A 21,849-nucleotide genomic window follows, 5' to 3' on the forward strand; every position below is an offset into this window, starting at 1 on the left:
ATTCGCGGTCTTCCGTACCCGGGGCCCTCTAGCCCGAGAGCCCGCCGTCGACGCCGACGACCTGGCCGGTGATGTAGCCCGCGGCACCCGACAGCAGGAAGGCGACCAGATCGGCGACCTCGCGGGGGGAACCGATCCGGCCGAGCCCGACCCGCCCCAGGATGCCCTCGCGGGCCCGCGCGTCCAGATCGCGGGTCATGTCGGTCTCGACGAGCCCGGGGCAGACGACGTTGGCCCGCACGCCCTGCCCGGCGCACCGCCGGGCCAGGGAACGGGTGTACCCGATGATCCCGGCCTTGGCCGCCGCGTAGTTGGCCTGGCCCGCGCTGCCGTACCGCCCGGCGACCGACGACAGCGTCACGATGCTCCCGGAACCCTCCCGGAGCATCCCGCCGACGGCGGCCTGGCACACGTTGACCGTCCCGCCGAGATTGATGTCGACGGCCTCCCGCCACTGCTCCGGCCGCATCCGCGCGAGCAGGGCGTCGCGGGTGACGCCCGCGGAGGTGACCACGGCCGAGGGCGGGCCCAGCCGCTCGGCCGCCCGCTCCACGAACGCGCGGGCCTGCGCGCCGTCGGAGACGTCGGCCCGGACGGCGAGCACGCGGGCGCCGGCGGCGGTGGCGGCCTCGGCGGCCCGCTCGGCGGCGCCGGCGTCGGCGCGGTAGCAGAACGCGACGTCGTAGCCGTCCTCGGCCAGCCGGGTCACCACCGCGCCGCCGATGCCGCGCGACCCGCCCGTCACCAGGGCGACCCGCGCGCCGCCGTCGGTCATCGCGCCGCCGCGAGCTTGTCCGCCAGCAGGGTGCGCACGTGGCTGAAGGTCCGCACGTCGGCGAACTCCTCGTCCTCGACCTGCACGTCGTACCGCTGCTCGACGCGGACCATGATCTCCATGATCATCAGGGAGTCCACGCCGAGCTCCTCGACGAACTCGGCCTTGTCGGTCACGTCGGCGACGGGCAGTTCGAGCGCCTCGGCGACCAGCCCGCGCAGTTCCTCGTCGTCGAGCTGGGCGGTGCTTCCGGTGGGCTGCGTCATGATGGGTCCCTTTCTTCGGTGGTTGCCCGGGCATGGGCACGCCCCGGCTCCGGAGCGGGCGGGGCGAGTAGGGCGAGGGCCGCCGCGTCGGCGCCCTCGGCGCCGCCGCAGCCGGCCAGCGCGCTGCGTGCCGCGCCGCCGTCGACGAGCAGCGCGGCGACCGCGCACTGCAGCACGCCGAGCGCGCCCGCGGACCGGCCGAGCCGGGCCGCGAGATCGATGGTGCGCGCGGCCGCGACCGGCGCCGTGCCGTCGTCCGGCACACCGTCCGGCGGCGCGTCCGGCGGCAGCCACAGGTCGACCGGGCCCTGCCACACCGCGGAGGCGGCCTCCGCCGGCCCGGCTCCGCGCGCGTAGCCGCCCAGGTCGGCGTAGGGGCGGGCGCCCCGCTCCAGTGCGGCGTCCCGGGACTCGACGACCACCGCCACCGCCCCGTCGAAGCGGGGGGCGGAGTCGCCGAGCAGCCGCCTCACCGGGGCGGTGTCCGGCTCCACGCCGATCACCACCGCGGCCTCGGCCCGGCGCATCAGGATCAGGTTGCGCGCCCAGTAGAGGGCGTCGAGCCCGCCGGGCGGGCCGTCGCAGAGCGTCAGGCAGGGCCCGCGCAGGCCGTACCGGATGGTGACCCACGACCCCACCACGTGGCTGGACATCGCGTGCGCGGTCATCGGGCTGAGCGCGGTGGAGGAGCGCTCGTCGATCGTGTCGACCGCGGCGCAGACGTTCTCCAGCGCACCGTAGCCGGTGCTCACGACGGTCGCCACGGAGTCGCCGCCGTGTCCGTCCGCGAGGGCGTCCGCCAGCCCGGCGTCGCGGAGCGCCGGCCCGACCGCGCGGAGCGCGAGCTCGGACGCCCGGTCGCGGTAGCGGGTGCCGCGTTCGTCCTCGGCTCCGGGCCCGCCGGGGCCGGCCCGCAGTTCGGCGGCGGCGGGGATGTCGCCGGCCAGGAGCCCGGTGAGGCCGTCGGCGGCCGGGCCCTCCCCCCACGGCGCGCAGACGCCGATGCCGGTGACCGACACTGTGGGACGGTCCATCAGGGCGTCGCCCCCTCCACCACCGCGACGGCGTTCAGCCCGCCGAACCCGAAGGCGTCCACCTGGACGGTGCGCAGCTCGGCACCGGTGACGCACCCGACGGGGATCCCGAAGCCCGCCGCCTCGTCGATCGGGGACACCAGCCCGGCGATCGGCGGTATCCGGCCCCGTCTGATCGCCAGCAGCGCGGTGACCAGGCTGAGCAGCCCCGACCCGCCGCAGGTGTGGCCGGTCATCGACTTGATGGCGGTGACGTACGGCAGGGCCTCGCGGCCCGCGAAGACCTCGGCGAGCGCGGCCATCTCGGTCACGTCGTTCAGCGGGGTGCCGGTGCCGTGCAGCATGACCAGGTCGATGTCGTCCGCCTTCACGCCCGCCCGGCCGTGGGCGTCGCGGATCACCCGGCCGATGCTCGCCCCGGACGGACGCGTCGCGTGGTGGCCGTCGCAGTTCACGCCCACGCCCCGGACGCGCCCGGCGACGGGGCCGCCGTGACCGTCCGCGGCTCGTACGACGACGGCGACCGCGCCCTCCCCCATCAGCATCCCGCTCCGGTCCCGGTCCAGCGGCCGCAGCGCCTGGGGGGTGCGGTTCTGCACCCGGTCGATCGCCCCGAACGCACTCTCGGGGATGGCGTCGGTCCCCGCCACGACCGCGGTCTCGGCGAGGCCGAGGGCGATGAGGTCGGTCGCCATCGCCAGCCCGTACAGCGAGGCGGCGCACGCGCTGGCGGGCGTGTACGTCACCGAGGCGCCGAACTCCGAGCGCAGCGCCGGTCCGAAGTAGAGCCCGGCCGGCTCGAGCGGCGCCCGCCCCCGCCACCACAGTTCCGCCGAGCGCTGCTCCCGGAACGTGGTGCCCACCAGCACCGGGATCCCGGTGAGGTCGTGGTCCAGGCCGGCGCCGTCGAGCGCCTGCCGGATCGCCGCGCACAGCCACCGGGTCGCCCGGCCGGGCTCGTCCAGGCCGGAGGCCGGGCGGTCGTCGATCTCGTAGGCGCGGGTCGCCCGGAAGCGGCCGCGGTCGAAGGCGCGCAGCTCGGCCAGCCCGCTCCGGCCCGCGCACAGCGCGGCGAATATCTCCTCCGGATCGCCTCCGATACTGCTGACCGCCCCGATTCCTGTGATATCCCAAATCATCGCTTCTCCAGCGCGGCAGAACGCGCATCGAACAATATGCGCGCCGCCGGGCGCGCAAAAGGGATCGGGTCGTCCCGCTGTCTCGCCGGCGGGACGGTCACCCTTCGGTACTCGAGGGAACACCGGTGCCGGGTCCTGCCGCGAGCCTTTCACCGGGGCCGCTTGTTAGCCTGCCACGGCGGCATTTCAGCCGCGGGCGAATCAACGAGAAATGGAGTGTTCCCGATCGTGTCGAGCACAGCCGGGGCGTTCCCTTTCCCGCGTACGGGACGTCAATATCTGAGCGGTCTCGACGACGGGCGCAGGGTCGTGGTCGAGGGCCGTTCCGTCCGGGACGTGGCCACCGACGAGGCCACCGCCGGGATGGCGCGCGAGCTCGCCGGCCTCCTGGACGACGCGGGCGGGGCGGGCGGGGCGGGCGACTGGCTGTCGCGGGCCTACTCGCTGGCCGCGACCGCGGAGGAGGTCGCCGCGCGCGGCCGGGCGTTCGAGGCCGTGGCCCGGCGCAGCGGCGGCCTGCTCGGGCGCAGCCCCGACTTCCTGGCGACCATCGTGACCGCCTGGGCCGGCGCCGCGGACCACTTCGGGCCGTACGCCGGCAACGTGCGGGCCTACTGGGCGGAGAGCCGGGACGCCCGCCGGGTGCTCACCCACGCGATCAGCGACCCGCCGGCGGGGCGTGACGACGGCCTGGCCGGGATCCTGCGGATCGTGCGGGAGGACGCGGACGGCATCGTGGTGCGCGGTACCAAGATGCTGGCCACGCTGGCCCCGTTCGCCGACGAGCTGCTGATCTACCCCTACCGCCCGCTCGGCGAGGACGAGCAGGCCCGCGCCGTCTGCTTCGCGGTGCCGGTGGCCGCGCCGGGGCTGACCCTGTACTGCCGGCCCTCGCTGGCGGGCGGCGGCGGTCCGCTGGCGCGCCGCTACGACGAGATGGACGCGCTGTGCGTGTTCGACGACGTGCGGGTGCCGTGGCCGCGCGTCTTCATCGCCGGTGACCTGGAGACCGCCAACGGGCTGCGCGCGGGCACCGAGATGACGGCCTACGCCTGGCACCAGTCGTCGGTGCGCGCGTTCGTCAAGGCCGAGTTCCTGTGGGCCGTCGCCGATCGGTGCGCGCGGGCGTCCGGCCGGCACGGGACACCGCCCGCCCGGTCCGCGCTGGGCGAGCTGGCCGGGATCGCCGAGACGCTGCGCTCCCTGGTGACCGCCGCGGAGGCGGGGTCGCGGAAGGGCGCGAACGGCCACCGGATCTGCGATCTGACGCCGCTCGCCTGCGCGGCGATGCTCAATTCGCGGCTTTATCCGCGCGCGGTGGAGATCGTGCAGACCATCGGTTCCAGCGGGCTGGTGATGCATCCCTCGCCGGGCGACGACGCGCCCTCCTCGGAGGCGCGCGAATTCTACGCCGAGTATTTCTCCCGGGAAACGGTCGGCGCGGCCGAGCACGGCCGGCTGCTGCGCATCGCCGCCGACCTCGCACTCGACCGGTTCGGCGCCCGGCAGGCATTGTACGAACGGGTGTTCGTCGGGCCGCCGGACGTGTTCGCCGGGAAGTTCCTCGACATCTACGGCGCCGCGCGAGGCCCGGACTCCGCCGCGAGCGGACCGCTCGCGGCGGGAGGCGGCGAGCCGTAGCGACCATCCCCACCGCACGACCATCCCCACCGCAAAGGAGACGGCCCATGCCGATCCAGGAGAGGGTCCTGACCGACTGCCTGGAGCCCTTCAAGGGCTTCGTGCTCAGCTCCATGATCTTCGCCATGCACCGGCACGGGCTGGACGAGGACTTCGAGCGCGGCACCACGCTGGAGGAACTGGTGGCCTCGCGGGGCGGTCTGGACCGCGCGCGCACCGCGGCCCTCGTCGACTACCTCGCCGCCGCGCAGGTGATCGCGCGCGATCCCGGCGGGCGGCTGACGCTCACCCCGCTCGGGCGCCGCTTCGGGGAGGCGCGGCCCTGGTACGAGATGATGATCGGCGGCTACGGGATCACGTTCCTGGAGCTGGGCGAGCATCTGGGCCAGGGCTCCCCGCCGGCTCCCCGGGTCGGCCGCTTCGTGGGGAGCGGGAGCTGCGGCATCAGCATGCACGACTCGATCCCGCTGGTCCGCAAGCTGCTCGCCACCACCGGCCGGGACTACCGGATGCTGGTGGACCTGGGCTGCGGCAGCGGCGTCTACCTCACCGAGCTGTGCCGCGACCACCCGCGGATGCGCGCCGTCGGGATCGAGCCGGACGCGGCGGCGGTGGAGGCCGCGCGCGAGTGGGTCGCCACGCAGCCCACCGCCGACCGGGTGCGGGTCGAGCAGGCCGGGGCGCTGGAGTGGCTGGCCTCCGGTGCGGAACGGCCGGACCTGGCGGTCCTCGCCTTCGTGATCCACGAGGTCCTGGGCCAGGAGGGCGAGGAGGGCGTGCGGCGGCTGCTCACCGAGCTGTTCGAGGCCGCGCCCGATCTGGACCTGGTGATCGTCGACATCGATCTCCAGTCGTCCGACGAGGCGGCGATGAAGCACCCGCTGGCACAGAACTACTACAACGCCTACTACCTGATGCACCCCTTCACCCGGCAGCGGCTGGAGACGCGCGCGTGGTGGGAGGCGCTGTTCGCCGACTGCGGGCTGGAGATCGCCGCGTCCTCGCTCACCGATCCGGCGATGGACTCCACCGGCATGGAAGTCGGCTGGCTGCTGCGGCGGCGCGCGTCATGAGCACCGGTGCCCCGGACGGGCACTACCGGCCCGTCGACAGCATGCGGCGCCCGCGGTTCGCCTCCGGGCCCCGGACGTTCATGCGGCTCCCCCACGTCCAGGACCCGCTGACGGCCACCGGCCGCATAGACGTCGCCGTGGTGGGCGTCCCCACCGACTCGGCGGTCGGCTACCGCTCCGGGGCGCGTTTCGGCCCCGAGGCGATCCGGTCGGCCAGCATCCTGCTGCGCGACCACAATCCGGAGACGGGCGTCGACGTCACCCGGCTGTCGATGGTCGACGCGGGGGACGCGCCGGTGGTCCCCGGCTACCACGACCTCACCCTCGAGCGGCTGGAGGCGCACCTGCTGCCGTTCTACGAGCGCGGCGTCCTCCCGCTGCTCCTCGGCGGCGACCACAGCCTGGTCATGGCCGAGATGCGCGCCATGGCCAGGGTGCACGGGCCCGTCTCGGTGGTGCACTTCGACGCGCACGGCGACGTCCTCGACGACTACTACGGGGTCAAGCACTTCCACGGCACCATGTTCCGCCGGGCCGTGGAGGAGGGCGTCGTGGACGCCTCGCGCAGCATCCAGGCGGGGATGCGCGGCTCGGTGCATCCCGAGGACGTCGGATCGGCCGAGGCCCTCGGCTACGAGGTGATCCGGTGGCGCGAGCTCGCCCGCCTGGACCCCGAGGAGTTCGGCCGGCGGGTGCGGGCCCGGGTGGGCGACCGTCCCGTGATGGTGTCGTTCGACATCGACTTCGTCGACCCCGCGTACGCGCCCGGCACCGGCACGCCCGAGGTGGGCGGCCCCAGCAGTGACCGCACTCTGGAGCTGCTGCGCGCGCTCGGCCCGCTGGACTACCGGGGCATCGACATCGTCGAGGTCGCGCCGCCCTACGACCACGCGGACATCACCAGCCACCTGGCGAGCGTGGTCGCCTTCGAGCTGCTCGGCCAGGTCGCGGCGGTCCGCCGCCCCGAGGCGGCCGTGCCGGCGCGGCCGGGGTCGCTCTCATGACGGCGGGCAAGCTGACCACCCTGGAGAACCGGGCCATCGCGCACGGCCTCAACGTCTCCGACGGGCATCCGCGGATGCCGCTGACCCGCGGCCAGCGGGCGATCGTCGCCGAGCTCGGCGACCTGTTCGACGAGGCGGCCAAGCGCCCGTTCCACGAGATCGAGCAGGAGGCCCAGCGCGCGTTCCTGCACGGCCTCGGCCAGCACGGCGCGCCCGTGGGCGGGGAGCGGCTGCTGAGCTGCTACTCCTCCTCGGTGGCGATGGACATCGTGGCGCGGACGCTGGCGGAGCGGACCGGCTCGGTGGCGCTGATCCACCCCACCTTCGACAACATCCCCGACCTGCTGCTGGCCCGCGGGCTGGACCTGGTCCCGGTGGCCGAGCGGCGCTTCGAGGAGGGGCTGGCCGACCTGCCGCCCGAGGTCGGCGCGGTGTTCGTCACCACGCCGAACAACCCCACCGGGTGGGTGCTCGGCTCCGGGCCCCTGGAGCGGCTCGCCTCCTGGTGCGCCGAGACGGGGCGGATCCTGGCGATGGACACCTGCTTCCGCGGCCAGGACGTCCGGGCCCAGTACGACACCTACCGGATCCTGGACGACAGCGGCGCCGAATGGGTCGTGATCGAGGACACCGGCAAGCTGTGGCCGATGCTGGAGCTCAAGGCCGGGTTCCTGGCCTGGGGCGAGCGGACCGAGCTGGAGATCGCCGAGGCATTCGACGACGTGCTGCTCTCGGTCTCCCCGCTGGTGCTGCTGCTCATCACGCGGCTGGCGCGGGACGCGTCCGACGGCGGCTACGCCGAGCTGGCCCGGCTGCTGGAGGGCAACCGCCGGGCGCTCGGCGAGATCACCGGCCCGGCCGGCCTGGTGATGAAGGAGCCCGACTCCCGGATCAGCGTGGCGCAGCTGGAGCTGCCCGAGTCCTGCGGCACCGCGACCGAGTTCTACATCCGGCTACTGGAACACAACGTGCACGTCCTGCCGTGCGAGGCGTTCCACTGGGCCCGCAACAGCGACGGCGGCCGCGACGTACGGGTCGCCCTCGCGCGGGCGCCCGAGGAGGTCCGGGCCGCCGCGACCGCGCTGGCCGAGGTGAGCGCCCGCACGCGCGCGGACGAGCGGAGGTGAGGACATGCTCGTCATAGCCTTCAAGCCCGGGCACGACGGGGCGGTCGCCGCGGTCGGCGACGGCCGCCTGGTGATGTCGCTGGAGTCGGAGAAGGACTCCTTCGCCCGCTTCTCCACCCTGACCCCGGTCACGCTGCTGGAACTGGCCGACCATCTCGGCGAGCTGCCCGACGTCGTCGCGATCGGCGGCTGGAACTCCAAGGTCGACGCGGGCCGCTCGGCCCTGCACGTGCGGGGGAGCTTCGGCGCCGGCTACTTCGGGACCGACGCGGTCGTCGCCAGGGACAGCTCGTTCTTCGGCAAGCCGGTCCGCTACTTCTCCTCCTCGCACGAGCGGTCGCACATCTACGGCGCGATCGGGATGGCCCCGCGCGGCGAGCACCCGCTCCAGGCGGTGCTGGTCTGGGAGGGCATCACGGGGTCCTTCTACCTGGTGGACGACCGCCACCGCGTCGTGCGGACCGTCCCCGTGCTGGCCCAGCCGGGCGCCCGGTTCGCCGCCCTGTTCGGGATCTGCGACCCCACGTTCACGGGCGGGTTCGTCCGGCTGAACGACAGCGGGAAGCTGATGGCGCTGGCGGCGTTCGGCGATCCCGGCAGCGACGACCCGGAGGTGGCGCAGGTCGTCGAGCGGCTCCTCAAGCTCGACAATCTCTTCCCCGTCCCGAAGGCCGAGTTCCGAGACTCCCCGCTGTACGACTGCGGCGTGGAGTCCGAACTGGCGAAGACGGCCGCGGCGGTGCTGACCGACCGGCTGTTCCGCGTGTTCGCCGACGCCGCCGTCAAGCACCTGCCGGAGGGGATCCCGCTGCGGATCTCCGGCGGGTGCGGGCTCAACTGCGACTGGAACGCGGCGTGGCGCGCCCTCGGCCATTTCTCCGAGGTGTTCGTGCCGCCGTGCACCAACGACTCCGGTTCCGCGCTCGGCACGGCCATCGACGCCTATGCCGCCGCCACCGGCGACCCGTACATCGACTGGGACGTGTACGGGGGCCTGGAGTTCGTGCGGGACACCGCGCCCGACCCCGCCCGGTGGCGGCACCGCCCCCTGGACGAGGACGCCCTCGCCGCCGAGATCGCCCGGGGCACGGTGGTGGCCTGGGTGCAGGGCCGGTGGGAGATCGGGCCCCGGGCGCTCGGCAACCGGTCGCTGCTGGCCGAGCCGTTCCGCCGGGAGACGCACGACCTGCTGAACGACATCAAGCAGCGCGAGCCGTACCGGCCGATCGCGCCGTGCGCCCGGGTGGAGGACCTGGGGGACGCCTTCCAGGAGGACTTCGAGGACCCGCACATGCTCTACTTCCGGCGGGTCAGGGACCGGCGACTCAAGGCGGTCACGCACGTGGACGGCTCGGCGCGGGTGCAGACGGTCTCCGCCCAGGGCAACCCGGCCCAGCACGCGCTGCTGTCGGCGTTCGCGCGGCGCACCGGGACGGGCGTGCTGTGCAACACCAGCCTCAACTTCAACGGCCACGGGTTCATCAACCGGATGTCCCACCTGGTGGAGTACTGCGAGTCGCGGGGCATCACGCACATGGTCGTCGGGCGGGACTGGTATGCCGCCACCTGAGGTCGCGCTGCGCACCGCGCTGCCCCGGCATCTGGCCGGGGAGGCGCGGGCGCGGCTCGCCGCGGAGCTGGGCCCCGGCGGCCCGGTGCCGCGGGACTGGCGGGACGGGCCGCGGCGGGGCGACGTCCTGCTGGTGGCGGCGCACGAGATGGGCAACGGCGGGCTGCCGGGCGACCTGGCGGCCGTGCTCGGGGCCGCGGACTGGTCCTGGGTGCATCTCACCTCGGCGGGCGCGGACTTCGCGGACCTGCCGCGCTGGCCCGCCGACCGGCTGCTCACCCGCAGCTGGCGGTGTTACGCGGCACCGCTGGCCGAGTACGCGCTCGGGGCGATGCTCCTGCACCAGTGGCGGGACGGGTCGCCCTGGGACGGCCGGGAGGTGGCCGCGGACGCCGGGCTGTGGGACGCCCGCGTGGGGGTCGCCGGCTACGGCGAGACGGGCCGCCGGGTGGCCGAGGTGGCGGCGGCGCTGGGCGCCTCCGTCCTGGTGCTCAGCCGGACCCCGCGTCCGCCGTCCGGGAGGATCGAGCACACGACGTCGCCCACCGCGGTCCTGGACGCCGACCACGCGGTCGTGGCGCTGCCGCTGAACACCGGGACCCGCGGCCTGTTCGGCCCGGAGGTCCTGGCGCGGGCGCGGCACGGGCTGCACCTGGTCAACATCAGCCGCGCGCAGATCGTGTGCCAGCGGACGCTGGCGCGGCTGTGCGCGGAGGGCCGGATGCACGCGACGCTCGACGTCACCGATCCCGAGCCGCTCCCACCCGGCCACGCGCTGCGCTCCCTCCCCGGGGTGCGCCTGTCGCCGCACGTGGCCTGGCGCAGCCGGCGCAGCGACGCCGCGTTCACCGAGGACTTCGGCGCGCTCTGGCGGGGGCTGCGGGAACGCGGGACGCCGCCCGCGGAGGCGGTCGCGGCGGGAACGGACGAGCGGGCCCGTGCGGCGGTCCGCGCCTTCGGACAGCGAGGAGAGGCATGCGCGTACTGCTGATCACGACCCCGGTCACGACCCACCTGACCCCGATCTTCCCGACCGCCTGGGCGTTGAAGAGCGCCGGGCACCGGGTGCTGGCGGCCGGGCATCCGGACGTGGTCGTGGTGGCGGAGCGGGCCGGGCTGCCGACCTGGCCGGTGGGCGCGCCCTTCTACATCCGGGAGCAGATGGCCGGGCACCTGGTGGACGGGCGCCGACCCATCGAGCTCGGCGTCTACCGCGACGTCAACGGCAACTGGGACGCGCTCAACAAGATCTGGGTGGACGACGCGCGCGCCATGGTGCGGCAGTACCTGGAGCTGGCGCGGGCCTGGGACCCCGACCTGATCATCACCGATCCGCTGGAGTTCAGCGGGCGGATGATCGGGGCGCTGCTGGAGGTGCCCGTCGTCCACCACCGCTGGGGCGTGGACGTGTTCACCGAGCAGGCCGACGGGCTGGCCCGGCGCGCGCTGCCGATGACGATGGCCGACCTGGGGGCGGACGACCTGCCCGGCCCGGTGCTGACCCTGGACCCGACCCCGCCGTCGCTCCAGATCGAGGGCGCCCCGCCGGCGCGGGCGATCAGGCATGTGCACGCCAACGGCTCGGGGCCCCTGCCCGCCTGGGCGCTGCGTCCGCCGGAGCGGCGCCGCGTGTGCCTGAGCTTCGGCAGGCTCACCACGAGCCTGAACGGCCTCCCGCTGGTCCGCCGGGTCGTCGACGCGGTGGCGGGCCTCCCCGACGTGGAGGCGATCCTGACGCTGGAGCCCGAGTTCCAGGAGGCGCTGGGGCCGGTGCCGTCCCAGGTCCGGGTGGTCGCGCCCGTCCCGCTGGAGCTGTTCCTGGGCACCTGCGACGCCATCGTGCACCACGGCGGCTCCACCACGTGCATGACGGCCGCCGAGATCGGGGTCCCGCAACTGGTCCTCCCCGGGTGGGGCGACACCTTCGCGCTCGGTGAGCGGCTCACGGCCGTGGGCGCGGGACGCAGCATCGGCCGGGTCGTCGGCCAGGGCAACATCAGGGCGATCGGGGAGGCGATCCGCGCCCTCCTCGACGACCCCGCCCACCGGACGGCGGCGCGGCGGCTCGCGGAGGAGGTCGCGGCGCTGCCTACGCCGGCGCAGATCGTGCCCGAGCTGGAGAAGCTGGCCCGCCCTCGCCGGGGAGTCTGAGGGGTCGCCCCCTCAGAGTGTTACTACGGCCGCGTGCGCGTGCGCGTCCGCCAGGACGCGCAGCGCCGCGGCGTCGCCCTCCGCGGTCCCCGTCAGGGGCATGGCGCACAGCGTGGTGACGCCGCAGGCGGCGTACTCCCGCAGCCGGGCCGCGAGGCGGTCGGCGGGCCCGAGCAGCGACGTGCGGTCGAGGAAGCCCTGCGGGACGGCGTCCGCCGCCGCCCTGGTCCGCCCCGCCAGGTAGAGGTCCTGGACGCGGCGGGCCTCTTCCCCGTAGCCCATGCGGGCGGCGAGGCCGGTGTAGAAGTTCTGCCCCCGGGTCCCCATGCCGCCGAGGTAGAGCGCGGTGAAGGCGCGGACGTGGCGCCCGCACGCCTCGGCGTCGTCGCCGACCGCGAGCGGCACGGTGGCCGCCACGTCGAACCCGTCCATGCCGAGCCCGGCCCTGCGCCGTCCCGCGCGGATCGGCGCGAGCTGCTTCCCGGCGGTCGCGGGGTCGAGGAACAGGGCCAGCCAGCCGTCGCCGATCTCCCCGGTGAGTTCCAGGTTCCGCGGGCCCAGCGCCGCCAGGTAGACGGGGACCCTCGCGCGCGGCGGGCGGATCCCGAGCCGCAGCGGGCGGCCGGGCCCGTCGGGCAGCGGAAGGGTGTGGTGCCGCCCGGCGTACTCGACGGGACCGCGCGCCAGCGCCATCCGGACGATCTCGACGTACTCGCGGGTGCGTCCGAGGGGGTCGGTGAAGCGGCTCCCGTGCCAGCCCTCGGACACCTGGCCGCCGGACACGCCCAGCCCGAGCCGGAACCGGCCGGCCGACAGCGTGTCGAGGGTCGCGGCGGTCATCGCGGTCATCGCGGGGCTGCGGGCGGGGATCTGCATCACGCCCGCGCCGAGGTCCATCCGGGTCGTGCGCGCGGCGAGCCAGGCCAGCAGCGACACCGCGTCCGATCCGGTCGCCTCCCCGGCCCAGCCGACCGAGTAGCCGAGCCGTTCGGCCTCCTCCGCGACGAGGAGGACGTCCTCGGGGCGCCGTCCGGGCCGCAGGTACCCGAGGTTGACCCCCAGCCTCACGCGGCCGGCTCCGCGCCCGCGCGCAGGACCTGGCCGGTGAGCGAGGCGGCCTGGTCCGAGACGAGGAAGGCCACCACGTCGGCGACCTGTGCCGTCTCGGGGGCGCCGGCCGCGGCGGGGGCGGCGGCGACCGCGTTGGCGGTGACGCCGTACCCGGCGTACTCCTTGGCGACCGAGCGGACGAAGCCCACGACGCCCGCCGCCGCGGCCGACTCCAGCGGCCGGTCGGGGTCGCCGTCCAGGCCCGCGGCGGACGTCACCGCGATCACGCGCCCGCCGCGGCGCCGCACGAACGAGAAGATCACCGTGCGGACGGCGTGGTAGGCGCCGTCCATGCCTCCCGTCGCGGCCGCCCAGACCTCCGTGCCCGGCCCGGACACGGCGTCGGCCGCCTCCGCCGGGCCGGCCGTCGCGGGGCCCTCGGTCACGCGGTCGACGGCGCAGGCGACCACCGCGGCCAGCGGCCCGATCTCCTCCTCCGCCTCGCGGACCAGCGCGCGCAGTGCAGCCTCGTCGTCGGCGGCAAGCTCGCGGGCGAGCACCCGGCCGCCGCCGGCGGCCGCCTTCGCCGCCATCTCGGCCACGGCCTCCGCGGCACCGCCGCGGTGGGCGAAGACCACCTCGTGGCCCGCCGCGACCAGGCGCGGCACGACCGCGCCGCCGACGCCGGCGGGGTCGCCGGTGACCAGTACAAGGGGCATGTCCCTTCTCCCTCCAGGGCGGCGCCGCTCAGGCGACGACCAGTTCGCCGCCGTCGACGCCGATGACGTTGCCGGTGATCCACGACGAGTCGGACGACGACAGCAGCACGACCGCCTCCCCCACGTCGGAGGTCTCGGTCAGGCGGCCGTGCGGGTTCCGCTCCCGGCACCGCTCGGCGTACTCGGCACTGCCGGGGATCTTGTCGAGCGCGGCGGTGAGCGTGGTGCCGGCCCGCAGCGCGTTCACCGCGACCCCGGCGGGCGCCAGCTCCACCGCGAGCTGCCGCACGTGCGACTCCAGGGCGGACTTGGCGGCCGACACCGCCCCGTAGCTGGGCACCACGTTGACGCTGCCCGCGCTGGTGAGCCCGTAGACCTTCGCCCCTCTCGGCAGCAGGCCCGCCGCGTGCAGGTCCTGGACCCAGTAGACGAGGCTGTGCGCCATCACGTCCACGGTCATCGCCATCTGCCGGTCGGTGATCGCCTTGGCCGCGCCCTCGGCCGGCAGGAACGGTACGAGCGACCCGAAGGCGACCGAGTGCACCAGCACCCGGACGCCCGCGCCGCCGGTGCGCTCGGCGATCTCGGCCACCACGGCCTCCCGGGTGGACGGCGCGGCGATGTTGAGGTTGAGGAAGTGCGCCTCGACGCCCGACTCCCGCAGCTCGTCCGCCAGCTTGGCGGCCTGCTCGCGGCCGGCGGCCCGGTCGAAGTGCACGCCGATGACGTTGCCGCCCTCGGCGGCGAGGGCGCGCGCGATCGCCGCGCCCATCCCGCCCGAGACGCCCAGCACCAGCGACCATGAACCCCGCAGGGAGACCAGTGTCACTGCCCGTTCCTTTCCGTCGGCGGACTCACCCGGCAGAGGGTGACGTTTCCCTCGGCGGCGGCCGTCAGGACCACCCCCGCGTCGCCGAGCGTCCGCGCCACCCGCTCGACGGGCGTCAGGCAGCCGGCGGGCGCGCTGACGATCGCCACCCCCGGCACCCGCTCCTTCAACCAGTCCGCGACGCGCTCGCCGACGGGCGAGTCGTCCAGCACCGCCTCCACGGGCAGCCGGCTCCCATCCCCGCCGACCGAGGCCCACATGCGCTCCAGCACGGGGGCGGCCGGACGGTCCGGCCCCACGAACCCGGCGGCGGTCTCGCAGTAGCCGCGCACCACGGCGCCGTCCGGGACGCGGGCGGCGTCCTCGCACACCAGCGTCACCGCGCCCTCGTCGGAGTGCTCGTGGCCGGGCTCCTCGGGCGGGAGCAGGTCCTCGGTCGCGCCCGCGAGCAGGATCCCGGCGCGCCCGGCAGCCAGCGCCCGCGCCCCGGTGCGCAGGGCGTCCAGGCCCGCGGTCCGCGGCGAGGTCAGCGTCATGCTGAAGGCGCGCACCCCCAGCTCGATCGCCAGCCGCCCGGCGGGCAGGCTGACCACGAAGAACGGCGCGGCCAGCGGGCTGATGCGCGCGGCGTCGGTCTCGATGATCGTCCGGTTCATCGCGTGCAGCATGGCGGTGCAGGCGTTGTTGGTGCCGATCGCGGCGGCGCGGCCGGCGTCCGGCAGGCCGCCCCGGTCCTCGACGGCCCGGTTCGCCGCCGCCAGCAGGTACTGGACCGCCCGGGGCAGCCGCCCGTACCCCCGTCCGGGCAGTTCGGCGGTGACGTCGAACCAGCCGCTCTCGTCACCGGGCGGCAGCACGCGCCCCACACCGGTCACCGCGAGCCGGGTCATCGGGCACCTCCCGCTCCGGAGCCCCTGGTGAGGACGAGGGAGGCGTTGGTGCCCCCGAACGCGTAGGCGTTGACCATCACGGCGCGCCCTTCGACGGCCGCGGGCGCGCCCTTGGGCAGGAGCACCTCGCACTCGGGGTCCTGGTCCACGGGCGGGTCCGCGGCCGGGACGAGACCGTCCCGCAGCGCCAGCACCCCCGCCATCACGGCGAACGCGCCGGCCGCGCCCCCGGTGTGCCCGATCATCCCCTTGAGGTTGAGCAGCGGCAGCCGGTCGCAGTGGTCGCCGAACACCGCGCGCAGCGCGCGGCTCTCGATGACGTCGTTCAGCGGGGTGCCGGTGCCGTGCGGGATCAGCGCCGCGATCTCACCGGGCGCCAGGCCCGCCGAGCCGAGCGCGCGCCGCATCGTGTCGACGATCTCCCGGCCGCCCGGCTCGGGCGCGGTGATGTGGTGGGCGTCGCAGCTCCACTCGGCGGCGGCGAGCACGGCGCGGACGGGCGCGGCCCGCCGTGCGGCGTGCTCGGCGGACTCCAGCACGACCATCGCCGCGCCGTCGCCGAAGACGGTGCCCGCCCGGTCCCGGTCGAAGGGGCGGCAGCGCACCGGGTCCATCGCCCGCATCCGGTTGAAGGCGCCCAGCGCCGCCCGCGACCCGCCGTCGGCGCCGCCCGCCACCGCGACCTCCACCTCCCCGGCGCGGATCATGTCGGCCGCCACCGAGAGCGCGTAGCCGCTGGCGGCGCAGGCGTTGCCCACGCTGAGGCTCTCCCCGGCCGAGCCCACCGCGGCGCTGACGGCCGCGGTGGTGACGGTCATCGACCGCCACCGCGTCCCGTCGGGGCCCTGGCCGGGACGGTCGCCCTCGTGCATCTCGGCGTTGCCCATCTCGACCCCGACCACCACGGCGGCCCGCTCCAGGGCGGCGGCGTCCAGTCCCGCGTCCGCCACCGCCTCCCGTGCCGCCGCCGCCCCCATGCGGGGCCCGGCGCCCAGGGGCGCGTGCGCGACGGCCACCGGCTCCCGCGGCACGGCCTCCTCCGGCACGAGGTACTTGTGCGGCGACTTCATGTGCGCCAGCGGGTCGGGGACCCGCGCCGGGTCACCGCCGCCGGCCAGCAGCCCGTCCCAGAACCGGGGGACGCCGCGGCCCAGGCAGCAGATCGCCCCCAGCCCGGTGATCACCACGTCACGGCCGTCCATCACACCTCCGCAGGGGTCAGCGCCAGTGCCGCGGCCGCGTCGTCGCGTTCGGCACCGCCGCAGGTGGCGAGCAGGGTCCCTGCCTCGCCGCGGTCGAAGAGCGCCACCGCGGCCAGGCACTGCAGCACGCCGAGGGCGCCCGAGCAGCGGCCGAGCCGGGCGGGGATGTCCAGCACCGGGACGCCTTCCAGGACCGCGGTTCCGCGCGCGCCCTCGGCGGCGAGCAGCATCCCGACGGGCCCGCGGGCGGCCGCCCGCACCGCCGCCGGCAGGTCCGGAGCCCGCCCGAAGGCGGCCGGCGCGGCACGCGGCGGGACGCCCCGGGCGGCGGCCGAGCCGGCGGACTCCACGACCACCGCGGCGGCGCCGTCCAGCCGCCCGGCCCCGCCGCCGTCCCCGAGCAGCCGCGCGACCGCCCTCTCGTCGGGCTCGACGCCCACGACCAGGACGATGTCGGCGCGGTCGGCGGCGATGAGGTTGCGGGCCCAGTACAGGGCGTCGATCCCGCCGGTGGCGCCGTTGCACACCGTGAGGTTGGGGCCGCTGAGGCCGTGGTCGATGGCGAGCCACCCGGCGGTCATGTTCGCGCCGGTGTGCGGCAGGCTCATCGGGCTCAGCGCGGCGGAACCCCGCTCGACGATCACGTCCATCGCGCCGCAGACGTTCTCCAGGACCCCGAAGTTGGAGCTGACCACCACCGCGGTCCGGTTCCCGGGGCCGCGGTAGCCGCCGCCGTCGAGGAGCCGCGCCCGGCGGAGCGCGGGCTCGGCCGCGCAGGACGCCAGCCGCGACGCGCGGTCCCGGTACTTCCACCCGCGCCGTTCCAGGTCCCGGGCGGGGTCGAAGCCCTTGCCGCCGGACGTTCCGTCGCCGGACGTCCCGTCGCCGAGCAGGTCGGCGGCCTCGTTCAGGCCCGGCACGGCCAGCCCGGTCCCGGTGATCACCGCGCGGGGCCTCATGCGGCGGCCCCCGCCCCGAGGACGGCGACCGCGTTGATGCCGCCGAACCCGAAGGCGTCGATCTGCGCGGTCGCCAGCGCGGCGCGGCGCGGCTCCCCGGCGACCAGGCCGAGCCCGGCCACCTCCTCGATCGGGTCTTCCAGCCCGGCGATCGGCGGCACCGTGCCCCGCTCCAGCGCCAGCATCGCCATGACGAGGCTGAGCAGGCCCGAACCGCCGAGCGTGTGCCCGGTGACGGCCTTGACGGCCGTCATCAGCGGCCGGGCGTCCGGGGCGCCGAACACCTCGGTCAGCGCCCTGGCCTCCGACACGTCGTTGAGCGGGGTGCCGGTGCCGTGCAGCATGACCAGGTCGATGTCGGCGGGTCCCACCCCCGCGCGGCGGTGCGCGTCGTGGATCGCCGCGGTGATGCTCTCGGGCGTGGGGGCGGTCGGGTGCCGGGCGTCGCAGTTGGTGCCGACGCCCAGCAGCCGGGCCCGGGCCCGCTCCGGGTGCAGACCCGTCCTGGACAGCACGACCGCGGCGGCGCCCTCGCCGGGCAGCATCCCGCGGCGGCTGCGGTCGAAGGGCAGCAGCGCGGTGGGGACCGCGTTCTGGACGCGGTCCAGCGTGCCGAAGACGCTCTCGGCGATGGAGTCGGTCCCGGCGACGACGACGGTCTCGGCCTCTCCCAGGTCGATCAGGTCGGTGCCGAGGGCCAGGGCGCACAGCGAGGCCGCGCACGCGTTGGCGAAGGTGTGCGACAGGCCGACGCCCGGCCGGCCAGCGAGGGCGGTGCCGAAGTGCAGGTCCTCGGGCCGCAGCGGCGCCTCACCGGTCCACCAGAGCTCCGCCGTCCGCTGCTCGCGCAGCGTCGTGCCGATGAGCACGGGGAGGCCGCCGGGCGCGCCGTCGAGGCCGGCCTCGCCCAGCGCCTGCGCGATCGCGGCCTTCAGCCACCGGGTCGCCCGGCCCGGCTCGTCCCGCCCGGGGGTCTCCCGGTCGTCGATCTCGTAGGCGGCCCGGGCGCGGTACCGGCCGGGTGGGAAGGCGCGGAGTTCGGCCAGGCCGCGGGTCCCCGAGCACAGCGCGGCGAAGATCTCCGGGGCCGAGCCGCCCACGCTCGCGACCGCTCCGGTTCCGATGACGTCCCAGCTCATCCGCGGTTCACCTGGTCCCGGAGCCGGTAGCGGGCCAGCTTGCCGGTCGAGGTCGTCGGCAGCTCGTCCACGAACCGCACCTGCGCGGGCCGCTTGTAGGCGGCGAGCCCCTTGCGGATCGCGGCGCGGACGGCGCGGCCCAGGTCCTCCTCCGCGCCCGCCTTCTCCGGGACGACATAGGCGATCGCCTGGGCGAGGCCGGCCTCGTCGGTGCCCGCCACGACGGCGCAGCGCGCGACGCCCGGCACCCCGCCCACCACCGCCTCGATCTCGGAGGGGGCCACCTTGTGGCCGCCGAGGTTCAGCACGTCGTCGGCCCGGCACAGGTACGCCAGGCGGCCCTCGGCCGTGCGGCTGACGATGTCGCCGGTGTAGACGCCGCCGTCGGCGAAGACCTCGCGGTCCTGCTCCGGGCGGTCGAGGTAGCCCAGCGCGACGCTGGCCCCCCTGACGTGCAGCCGCCCGGGCTCCTCCCCGGAGACCACCCGCCCCCGCTCGTCGCGCACCGTCGCGGTGACGCCCGGCACCGGCACGGCGCCCCGGCGCGGGCCCTCGTCGGCGATCAGCACGATGTGGCCGGCCTCGGTCGCGCCGAGCGCGTCCACCAGCGGGGTCCCGAACCGGGCGGTGAAGCGCCCGCTCAGCTCGTCGGGGAGATGCTCCCCCGCCGACAGGCCGAGCCGCAGCGAGGCGAGGTCGGACCGGTCCCGGACGTGCTCGAGGAGCAGGGCGTACATCCGCGGGACGGTGCACAACACCGTCGGCCTGTGCCGGCGGAGCGCGGCCAGGAGCGTGTACACGTCGACCGGCCCCGCCAGCAGCACGGCGTGCGCGCCCGCCGCCAGCGGGCACAGCAGGGAGCTGCCGAACCCGTACCCGAACGACAGCTTCGCCGTCGAGAGCACCACGTCGCCGGGCTTGAGCGGGACGCGGCGCCCGAAGCCGTCGATGACGGCGAGCAGGCCGCGCAGGCTCTGCCGGACGCCCTTGGGACGGCCGGTGCTGCCGGAGGTGTACTGCAGCAGCACCTCCGCCTCCGCGCCCTCCTCCTCGCCGAAGGCGGCGGAGACCTCGTGGCCCCGGACGGCGCGTTCGTCGAACGCCTCGTTCGCCTCCTCGGCCGTGAAGACGGCCAGCCCGTCGGCGAGCAGCGGCCGCAGGGCCCGCCGGCGGGCCTCGGGAACCCCGAAGTGGACCAGGGTGGCCGCGGAGTCCCGGGCGATGAACGCGATCTCCTCGTCGGTGAGCAGCGGGCTGACCGGCACCGCGACGCAGCCGTTCGCCCAGAGCGCCAGGCACGCCAGCACCGCGCCCGCCGAGTCGTCGGAGACGACCAGGCCGCGCGTGCCCATGACGCACCCGCCCTTGCGCAGCCGCGTCGCGTACCGCCGCACGGCGTCGTGCAGCGCCCGGTAGCTCACCACGCCCAGGGTCTCGTCGGTGAAGGCGGCTTGGTCACCCTGCCCCGCGGCGACGCGGTCGCCGACCAGCCTGGCCACCAGTCCCATGCCTCACACCTCCCCGCCGACCAGCCGGAGCAGGTCGTCGACGCTGCGCGCCTCCGCCGCCTGCTCGGGCGCCAGCGTCACCCCGAACCGCTGCTCCATCGCCACCACGACGGCGGTCTTCTGGAGGGAGTCCATGCCGAGGTCGGTGGGGAAGGACGCCTCCGGCGTCACCTCGCCGACGTCGATCTCCATGATCTCCGCGACCATCGCGCGAAGGGCCTCGGACGTCGGCCGCTGCCGTGTGTGCTCCTGCATCGCCATCCCTGTCGTACGGTCAGGACACCGGCTCCGCGCCGGCCGGAGCGAGCGCGGCCAGCAGCCGCCCGGTGCTCGTGGCGACCGCGCACCGTTCGGCCGCGTACCGGACGGCGAGCCGGTGGTATTCCTCGGTGAAGTCGGCCACCGCGTCGGAGACGAAGAAGGTCTCGATGTCGCGGGAGAACGCGTCGCACGCGGTCATCAGGACGCCGACGTGCGCGTAGACGCCGCACACGATCAGCTGGTCGCGGCCCCCGGCCCGCAGCCGCTCCTCCAGATCGGAGCCGACGAAGGCGCTGTAGCGCCACTTGGTCAGCACCGTGTCGCCGGGCTCGGGCGCCAGCTCGTCGACGATGCCGTTGTCGACGGGGTCCTTGCGCATGCCCGGTCCCCAGAAGTCGTGCAGCAGGCCCCGCTCGCGCGTCGTCATCCCGCCCGGCTGCGCGGTGTACAGGACGGGCATGCCGAGGGCGCGGGCGCGGCCGGCCAGCAGCCGGATGTTGCCCACGAGCTCGGCCGCCGGGGACCTGACCTCCTGGTACGGCGCCAGGAAGTAGCGCTGCATGTCGTGGATCAGCAGCGCCGCCCGCGCCGGGGCCGGCCGCCAGTCCACCAGGGGCTCCGGCAGCGCCGACTCCGGCGGCATGGGATAGGGCGGTATCGCGGCGATTCCCATCGGGATGTGTGCTCCGTCCCTGTCGACGCCGCCGGTCAGAGCCGGAGGGTGGCTCCGCCGTCGACGATCAGCTCCTGCATGGTCAGGTGGCGCGCGTGCTCGGACGCCATGAACGCCACGACGTCCGCGATGTCCTCAGGTTCGGCCACCCGGTTCAGGGGGATCCGGTTCCGGTAGTTCTCCAGGGACCCGGCGACGGCGTTCGAGACCGCGTCGCCCTCGCTCAGCAGCGCCCCCAGCATCGTGGTGTTGGTGGAGCCCGGGGAGACCACGTTGCAGCGGATCCCGTGCGGCGCCAGTTCGAGCCCGAGGCACTTGGTGAAGGCCGCGGCCGCGGCCTTGGAGGCGCTGTAGGCGGCGAGCGCCGAGCGCGCCACCGAGCCGGCGTTGGAGGCGACGGTGACGATGGCGCCCTCCCGGCGCGGCACCATGCTCCGGGCCGCGGCGCGCGAGCAGTGCAGCACGCCGTCCAGGTTGACGCGCATGACCTCGGCCCAGGTCGCGTCGTCGAGCTCGGTGACCGGGCCGCTGCGCAGCACCCCCGCCACGTTGGCCAGCACGCCGACCGGGCCGAGGTCGCGCTCGATCTGCTCGAGCGCCTCGTCGACCGCCGTGCTGTCGCCCACGTCCACGGCGTACGGACGGCCCGCGGCCCCGTCGGCCGACAGCTTCCCGGTGAGCGTGGAGAGCCGTTCGGCGTCGACGTCCAGCGCCGCCACGACGGCGCCGCCGGCGGCCAGGCGCCGGGCGACCGCGGCGCCGATTCCGCCGGCCGCCCCGGTGACCACGGCGACTTTTCCGCCGAATCCGTTTTCTGTCACAACCGGCATCCTAGGTAG

The 21,849-nt window shown here is 75.5% G+C and carries 22 protein-coding genes; 7 read left to right on the forward strand and 15 right to left on the reverse strand.

The genetic code is table 11. The annotated features are described in order from the left end of the window. Positions 1-28: 28 nt before the first annotated feature. From fabG to ACZ466_RS51620, 4 genes are read right to left on the reverse strand one after another with little or no spacing between them, the layout of a single operon-like run. Positions 29-775 (reverse strand): 3-oxoacyl-ACP reductase FabG, encoded by a 747-nt coding sequence (gene fabG, locus ACZ466_RS51605; protein WP_378282783.1) that lies wholly within the window; start codon positions 773-775, stop codon positions 29-31. After that, positions 772-1,041 (reverse strand): acyl carrier protein, encoded by a 270-nt coding sequence (locus ACZ466_RS51610; protein WP_378282782.1) that lies wholly within the window; start codon positions 1,039-1,041, stop codon positions 772-774. The genes fabG and ACZ466_RS51610 overlap by 4 nt, the downstream gene beginning before the upstream one ends. Next, the gene (locus tag ACZ466_RS51615) at positions 1,038-2,075 is read right to left on the reverse strand and encodes a beta-ketoacyl synthase N-terminal-like domain-containing protein (protein ID WP_464042263.1); all 1,038 of its coding nucleotides are present in this window, start codon (positions 2,073-2,075) and stop codon (positions 1,038-1,040) included. The genes ACZ466_RS51610 and ACZ466_RS51615 overlap by 4 nt, the downstream gene beginning before the upstream one ends. Further along, on the reverse strand, positions 2,075-3,214 hold the full coding sequence (locus tag ACZ466_RS51620; RefSeq protein ID WP_378282780.1) for a beta-ketoacyl-[acyl-carrier-protein] synthase family protein: 1,140 nt from the start codon (positions 3,212-3,214) through the stop codon (positions 2,075-2,077). Before ACZ466_RS51620 ends, ACZ466_RS51615 begins: the two co-directional genes overlap by 1 nt. A gap of 36 nt (positions 3,215-3,250) precedes the next feature. Here ACZ466_RS51620 and ACZ466_RS51625 point away from each other — a divergent pair, with 36 nt between their 5' ends. The 7 genes from ACZ466_RS51625 to ACZ466_RS51655 are packed head-to-tail and all read left to right on the forward strand — an operon-like array spanning position 3,251 to position 11,780. Then, the gene (locus tag ACZ466_RS51625; protein WP_464042265.1) at positions 3,251-4,855 is read left to right on the forward strand and encodes a 4-hydroxyphenylacetate 3-hydroxylase N-terminal domain-containing protein; all 1,605 of its coding nucleotides are present in this window, start codon (positions 3,251-3,253) and stop codon (positions 4,853-4,855) included. Between the two features lie 47 nt (positions 4,856-4,902). Beyond that, positions 4,903-5,928, forward strand: a complete 1,026-nt coding sequence (locus ACZ466_RS51630; protein WP_378282778.1) for a methyltransferase — start codon at positions 4,903-4,905, stop codon at positions 5,926-5,928. Then, entirely contained in the window at positions 5,925-6,932 is a 1,008-nt protein-coding gene (gene speB / locus ACZ466_RS51635; protein ID WP_378282777.1) for an agmatinase, read from the forward strand. Before ACZ466_RS51630 ends, speB begins: the two co-directional genes overlap by 4 nt. Continuing rightward, a complete protein-coding gene (locus ACZ466_RS51640) occupies positions 6,929-8,059 on the forward strand; it encodes an aminotransferase class I/II-fold pyridoxal phosphate-dependent enzyme (RefSeq protein WP_378282776.1) in 1,131 nt (376 codons plus the stop codon). Before speB ends, ACZ466_RS51640 begins: the two co-directional genes overlap by 4 nt. 4 nt (positions 8,060-8,063) lie before the next feature. Further along, positions 8,064-9,629, forward strand: coding sequence for a carbamoyltransferase C-terminal domain-containing protein (locus tag ACZ466_RS51645; RefSeq protein ID WP_378282775.1), 1,566 nt, complete (start codon positions 8,064-8,066; stop codon positions 9,627-9,629). Then, positions 9,616-10,620, forward strand: a complete 1,005-nt coding sequence (locus tag ACZ466_RS51650) for an NAD(P)-dependent oxidoreductase (protein ID WP_378282774.1) — start codon at positions 9,616-9,618, stop codon at positions 10,618-10,620. The genes ACZ466_RS51645 and ACZ466_RS51650 overlap by 14 nt, the downstream gene beginning before the upstream one ends. Continuing rightward, positions 10,605-11,780, forward strand: coding sequence for a nucleotide disphospho-sugar-binding domain-containing protein (locus tag ACZ466_RS51655; protein ID WP_378282773.1), 1,176 nt, complete (start codon positions 10,605-10,607; stop codon positions 11,778-11,780). Before ACZ466_RS51650 ends, ACZ466_RS51655 begins: the two co-directional genes overlap by 16 nt. Positions 11,781-11,792: 12 nt before the next feature. On the opposite strand, the gene ACZ466_RS51660 is transcribed toward ACZ466_RS51655, so the two are convergent. The 11 genes from ACZ466_RS51660 to ACZ466_RS51710 are packed head-to-tail and all read right to left on the reverse strand — an operon-like array spanning position 11,793 to position 21,831. Then, positions 11,793-12,848 (reverse strand): LLM class F420-dependent oxidoreductase, encoded by a 1,056-nt coding sequence (locus ACZ466_RS51660; protein WP_464042267.1) that lies wholly within the window; start codon positions 12,846-12,848, stop codon positions 11,793-11,795. Then, positions 12,845-13,549, reverse strand: coding sequence for an SDR family NAD(P)-dependent oxidoreductase (locus tag ACZ466_RS51665; RefSeq protein ID WP_464042269.1), 705 nt, complete (start codon positions 13,547-13,549; stop codon positions 12,845-12,847). Before ACZ466_RS51665 ends, ACZ466_RS51660 begins: the two co-directional genes overlap by 4 nt. Positions 13,550-13,577: 28 nt before the next feature. After that, complete coding sequence (locus ACZ466_RS51670) at positions 13,578-14,378, reverse strand: SDR family oxidoreductase (protein ID WP_378282770.1); 801 nt, start codon at positions 14,376-14,378, stop codon at positions 13,578-13,580. Beyond that, positions 14,375-15,268: a beta-ketoacyl synthase N-terminal-like domain-containing protein gene (locus tag ACZ466_RS51675; RefSeq protein WP_378282769.1), complete on the reverse strand. Its 894-nt coding sequence runs from the start codon at positions 15,266-15,268 to the stop codon at positions 14,375-14,377. Before ACZ466_RS51675 ends, ACZ466_RS51670 begins: the two co-directional genes overlap by 4 nt. Further along, positions 15,265-16,470 carry a beta-ketoacyl-[acyl-carrier-protein] synthase family protein gene (locus tag ACZ466_RS51680; RefSeq protein ID WP_378282768.1) on the reverse strand — a complete coding sequence of 402 codons (1,206 nt, stop codon included), beginning with the start codon at positions 16,468-16,470 and terminating at the stop codon, positions 15,265-15,267. Before ACZ466_RS51680 ends, ACZ466_RS51675 begins: the two co-directional genes overlap by 4 nt. After that, positions 16,470-17,429: a beta-ketoacyl synthase N-terminal-like domain-containing protein gene (locus ACZ466_RS51685; protein ID WP_464042270.1), complete on the reverse strand. Its 960-nt coding sequence runs from the start codon at positions 17,427-17,429 to the stop codon at positions 16,470-16,472. The genes ACZ466_RS51680 and ACZ466_RS51685 overlap by 1 nt, the downstream gene beginning before the upstream one ends. Further along, positions 17,426-18,568 (reverse strand): beta-ketoacyl synthase N-terminal-like domain-containing protein, encoded by a 1,143-nt coding sequence (locus ACZ466_RS51690; RefSeq protein ID WP_378287851.1) that lies wholly within the window; start codon positions 18,566-18,568, stop codon positions 17,426-17,428. The genes ACZ466_RS51685 and ACZ466_RS51690 overlap by 4 nt, the downstream gene beginning before the upstream one ends. Next, positions 18,565-20,076: a class I adenylate-forming enzyme family protein gene (locus tag ACZ466_RS51695; RefSeq protein WP_378287852.1), complete on the reverse strand. Its 1,512-nt coding sequence runs from the start codon at positions 20,074-20,076 to the stop codon at positions 18,565-18,567. Before ACZ466_RS51695 ends, ACZ466_RS51690 begins: the two co-directional genes overlap by 4 nt. 3 nt (positions 20,077-20,079) lie before the next feature. Next, positions 20,080-20,331: an acyl carrier protein gene (locus tag ACZ466_RS51700; protein ID WP_378287853.1), complete on the reverse strand. Its 252-nt coding sequence runs from the start codon at positions 20,329-20,331 to the stop codon at positions 20,080-20,082. Between the two features lie 19 nt (positions 20,332-20,350). Next, complete coding sequence (locus ACZ466_RS51705; RefSeq protein ID WP_378287854.1) at positions 20,351-21,010, reverse strand: isochorismatase family protein; 660 nt, start codon at positions 21,008-21,010, stop codon at positions 20,351-20,353. A 35-nt stretch (positions 21,011-21,045) separates the two neighbouring features. Then, positions 21,046-21,831: a 2,3-dihydro-2,3-dihydroxybenzoate dehydrogenase gene (locus ACZ466_RS51710; protein WP_378287855.1), complete on the reverse strand. Its 786-nt coding sequence runs from the start codon at positions 21,829-21,831 to the stop codon at positions 21,046-21,048. Positions 21,832-21,849 lie beyond the last annotated feature (18 nt).

The sequence above is a fragment of the Actinomadura rugatobispora genome, assembly GCF_055379765.1.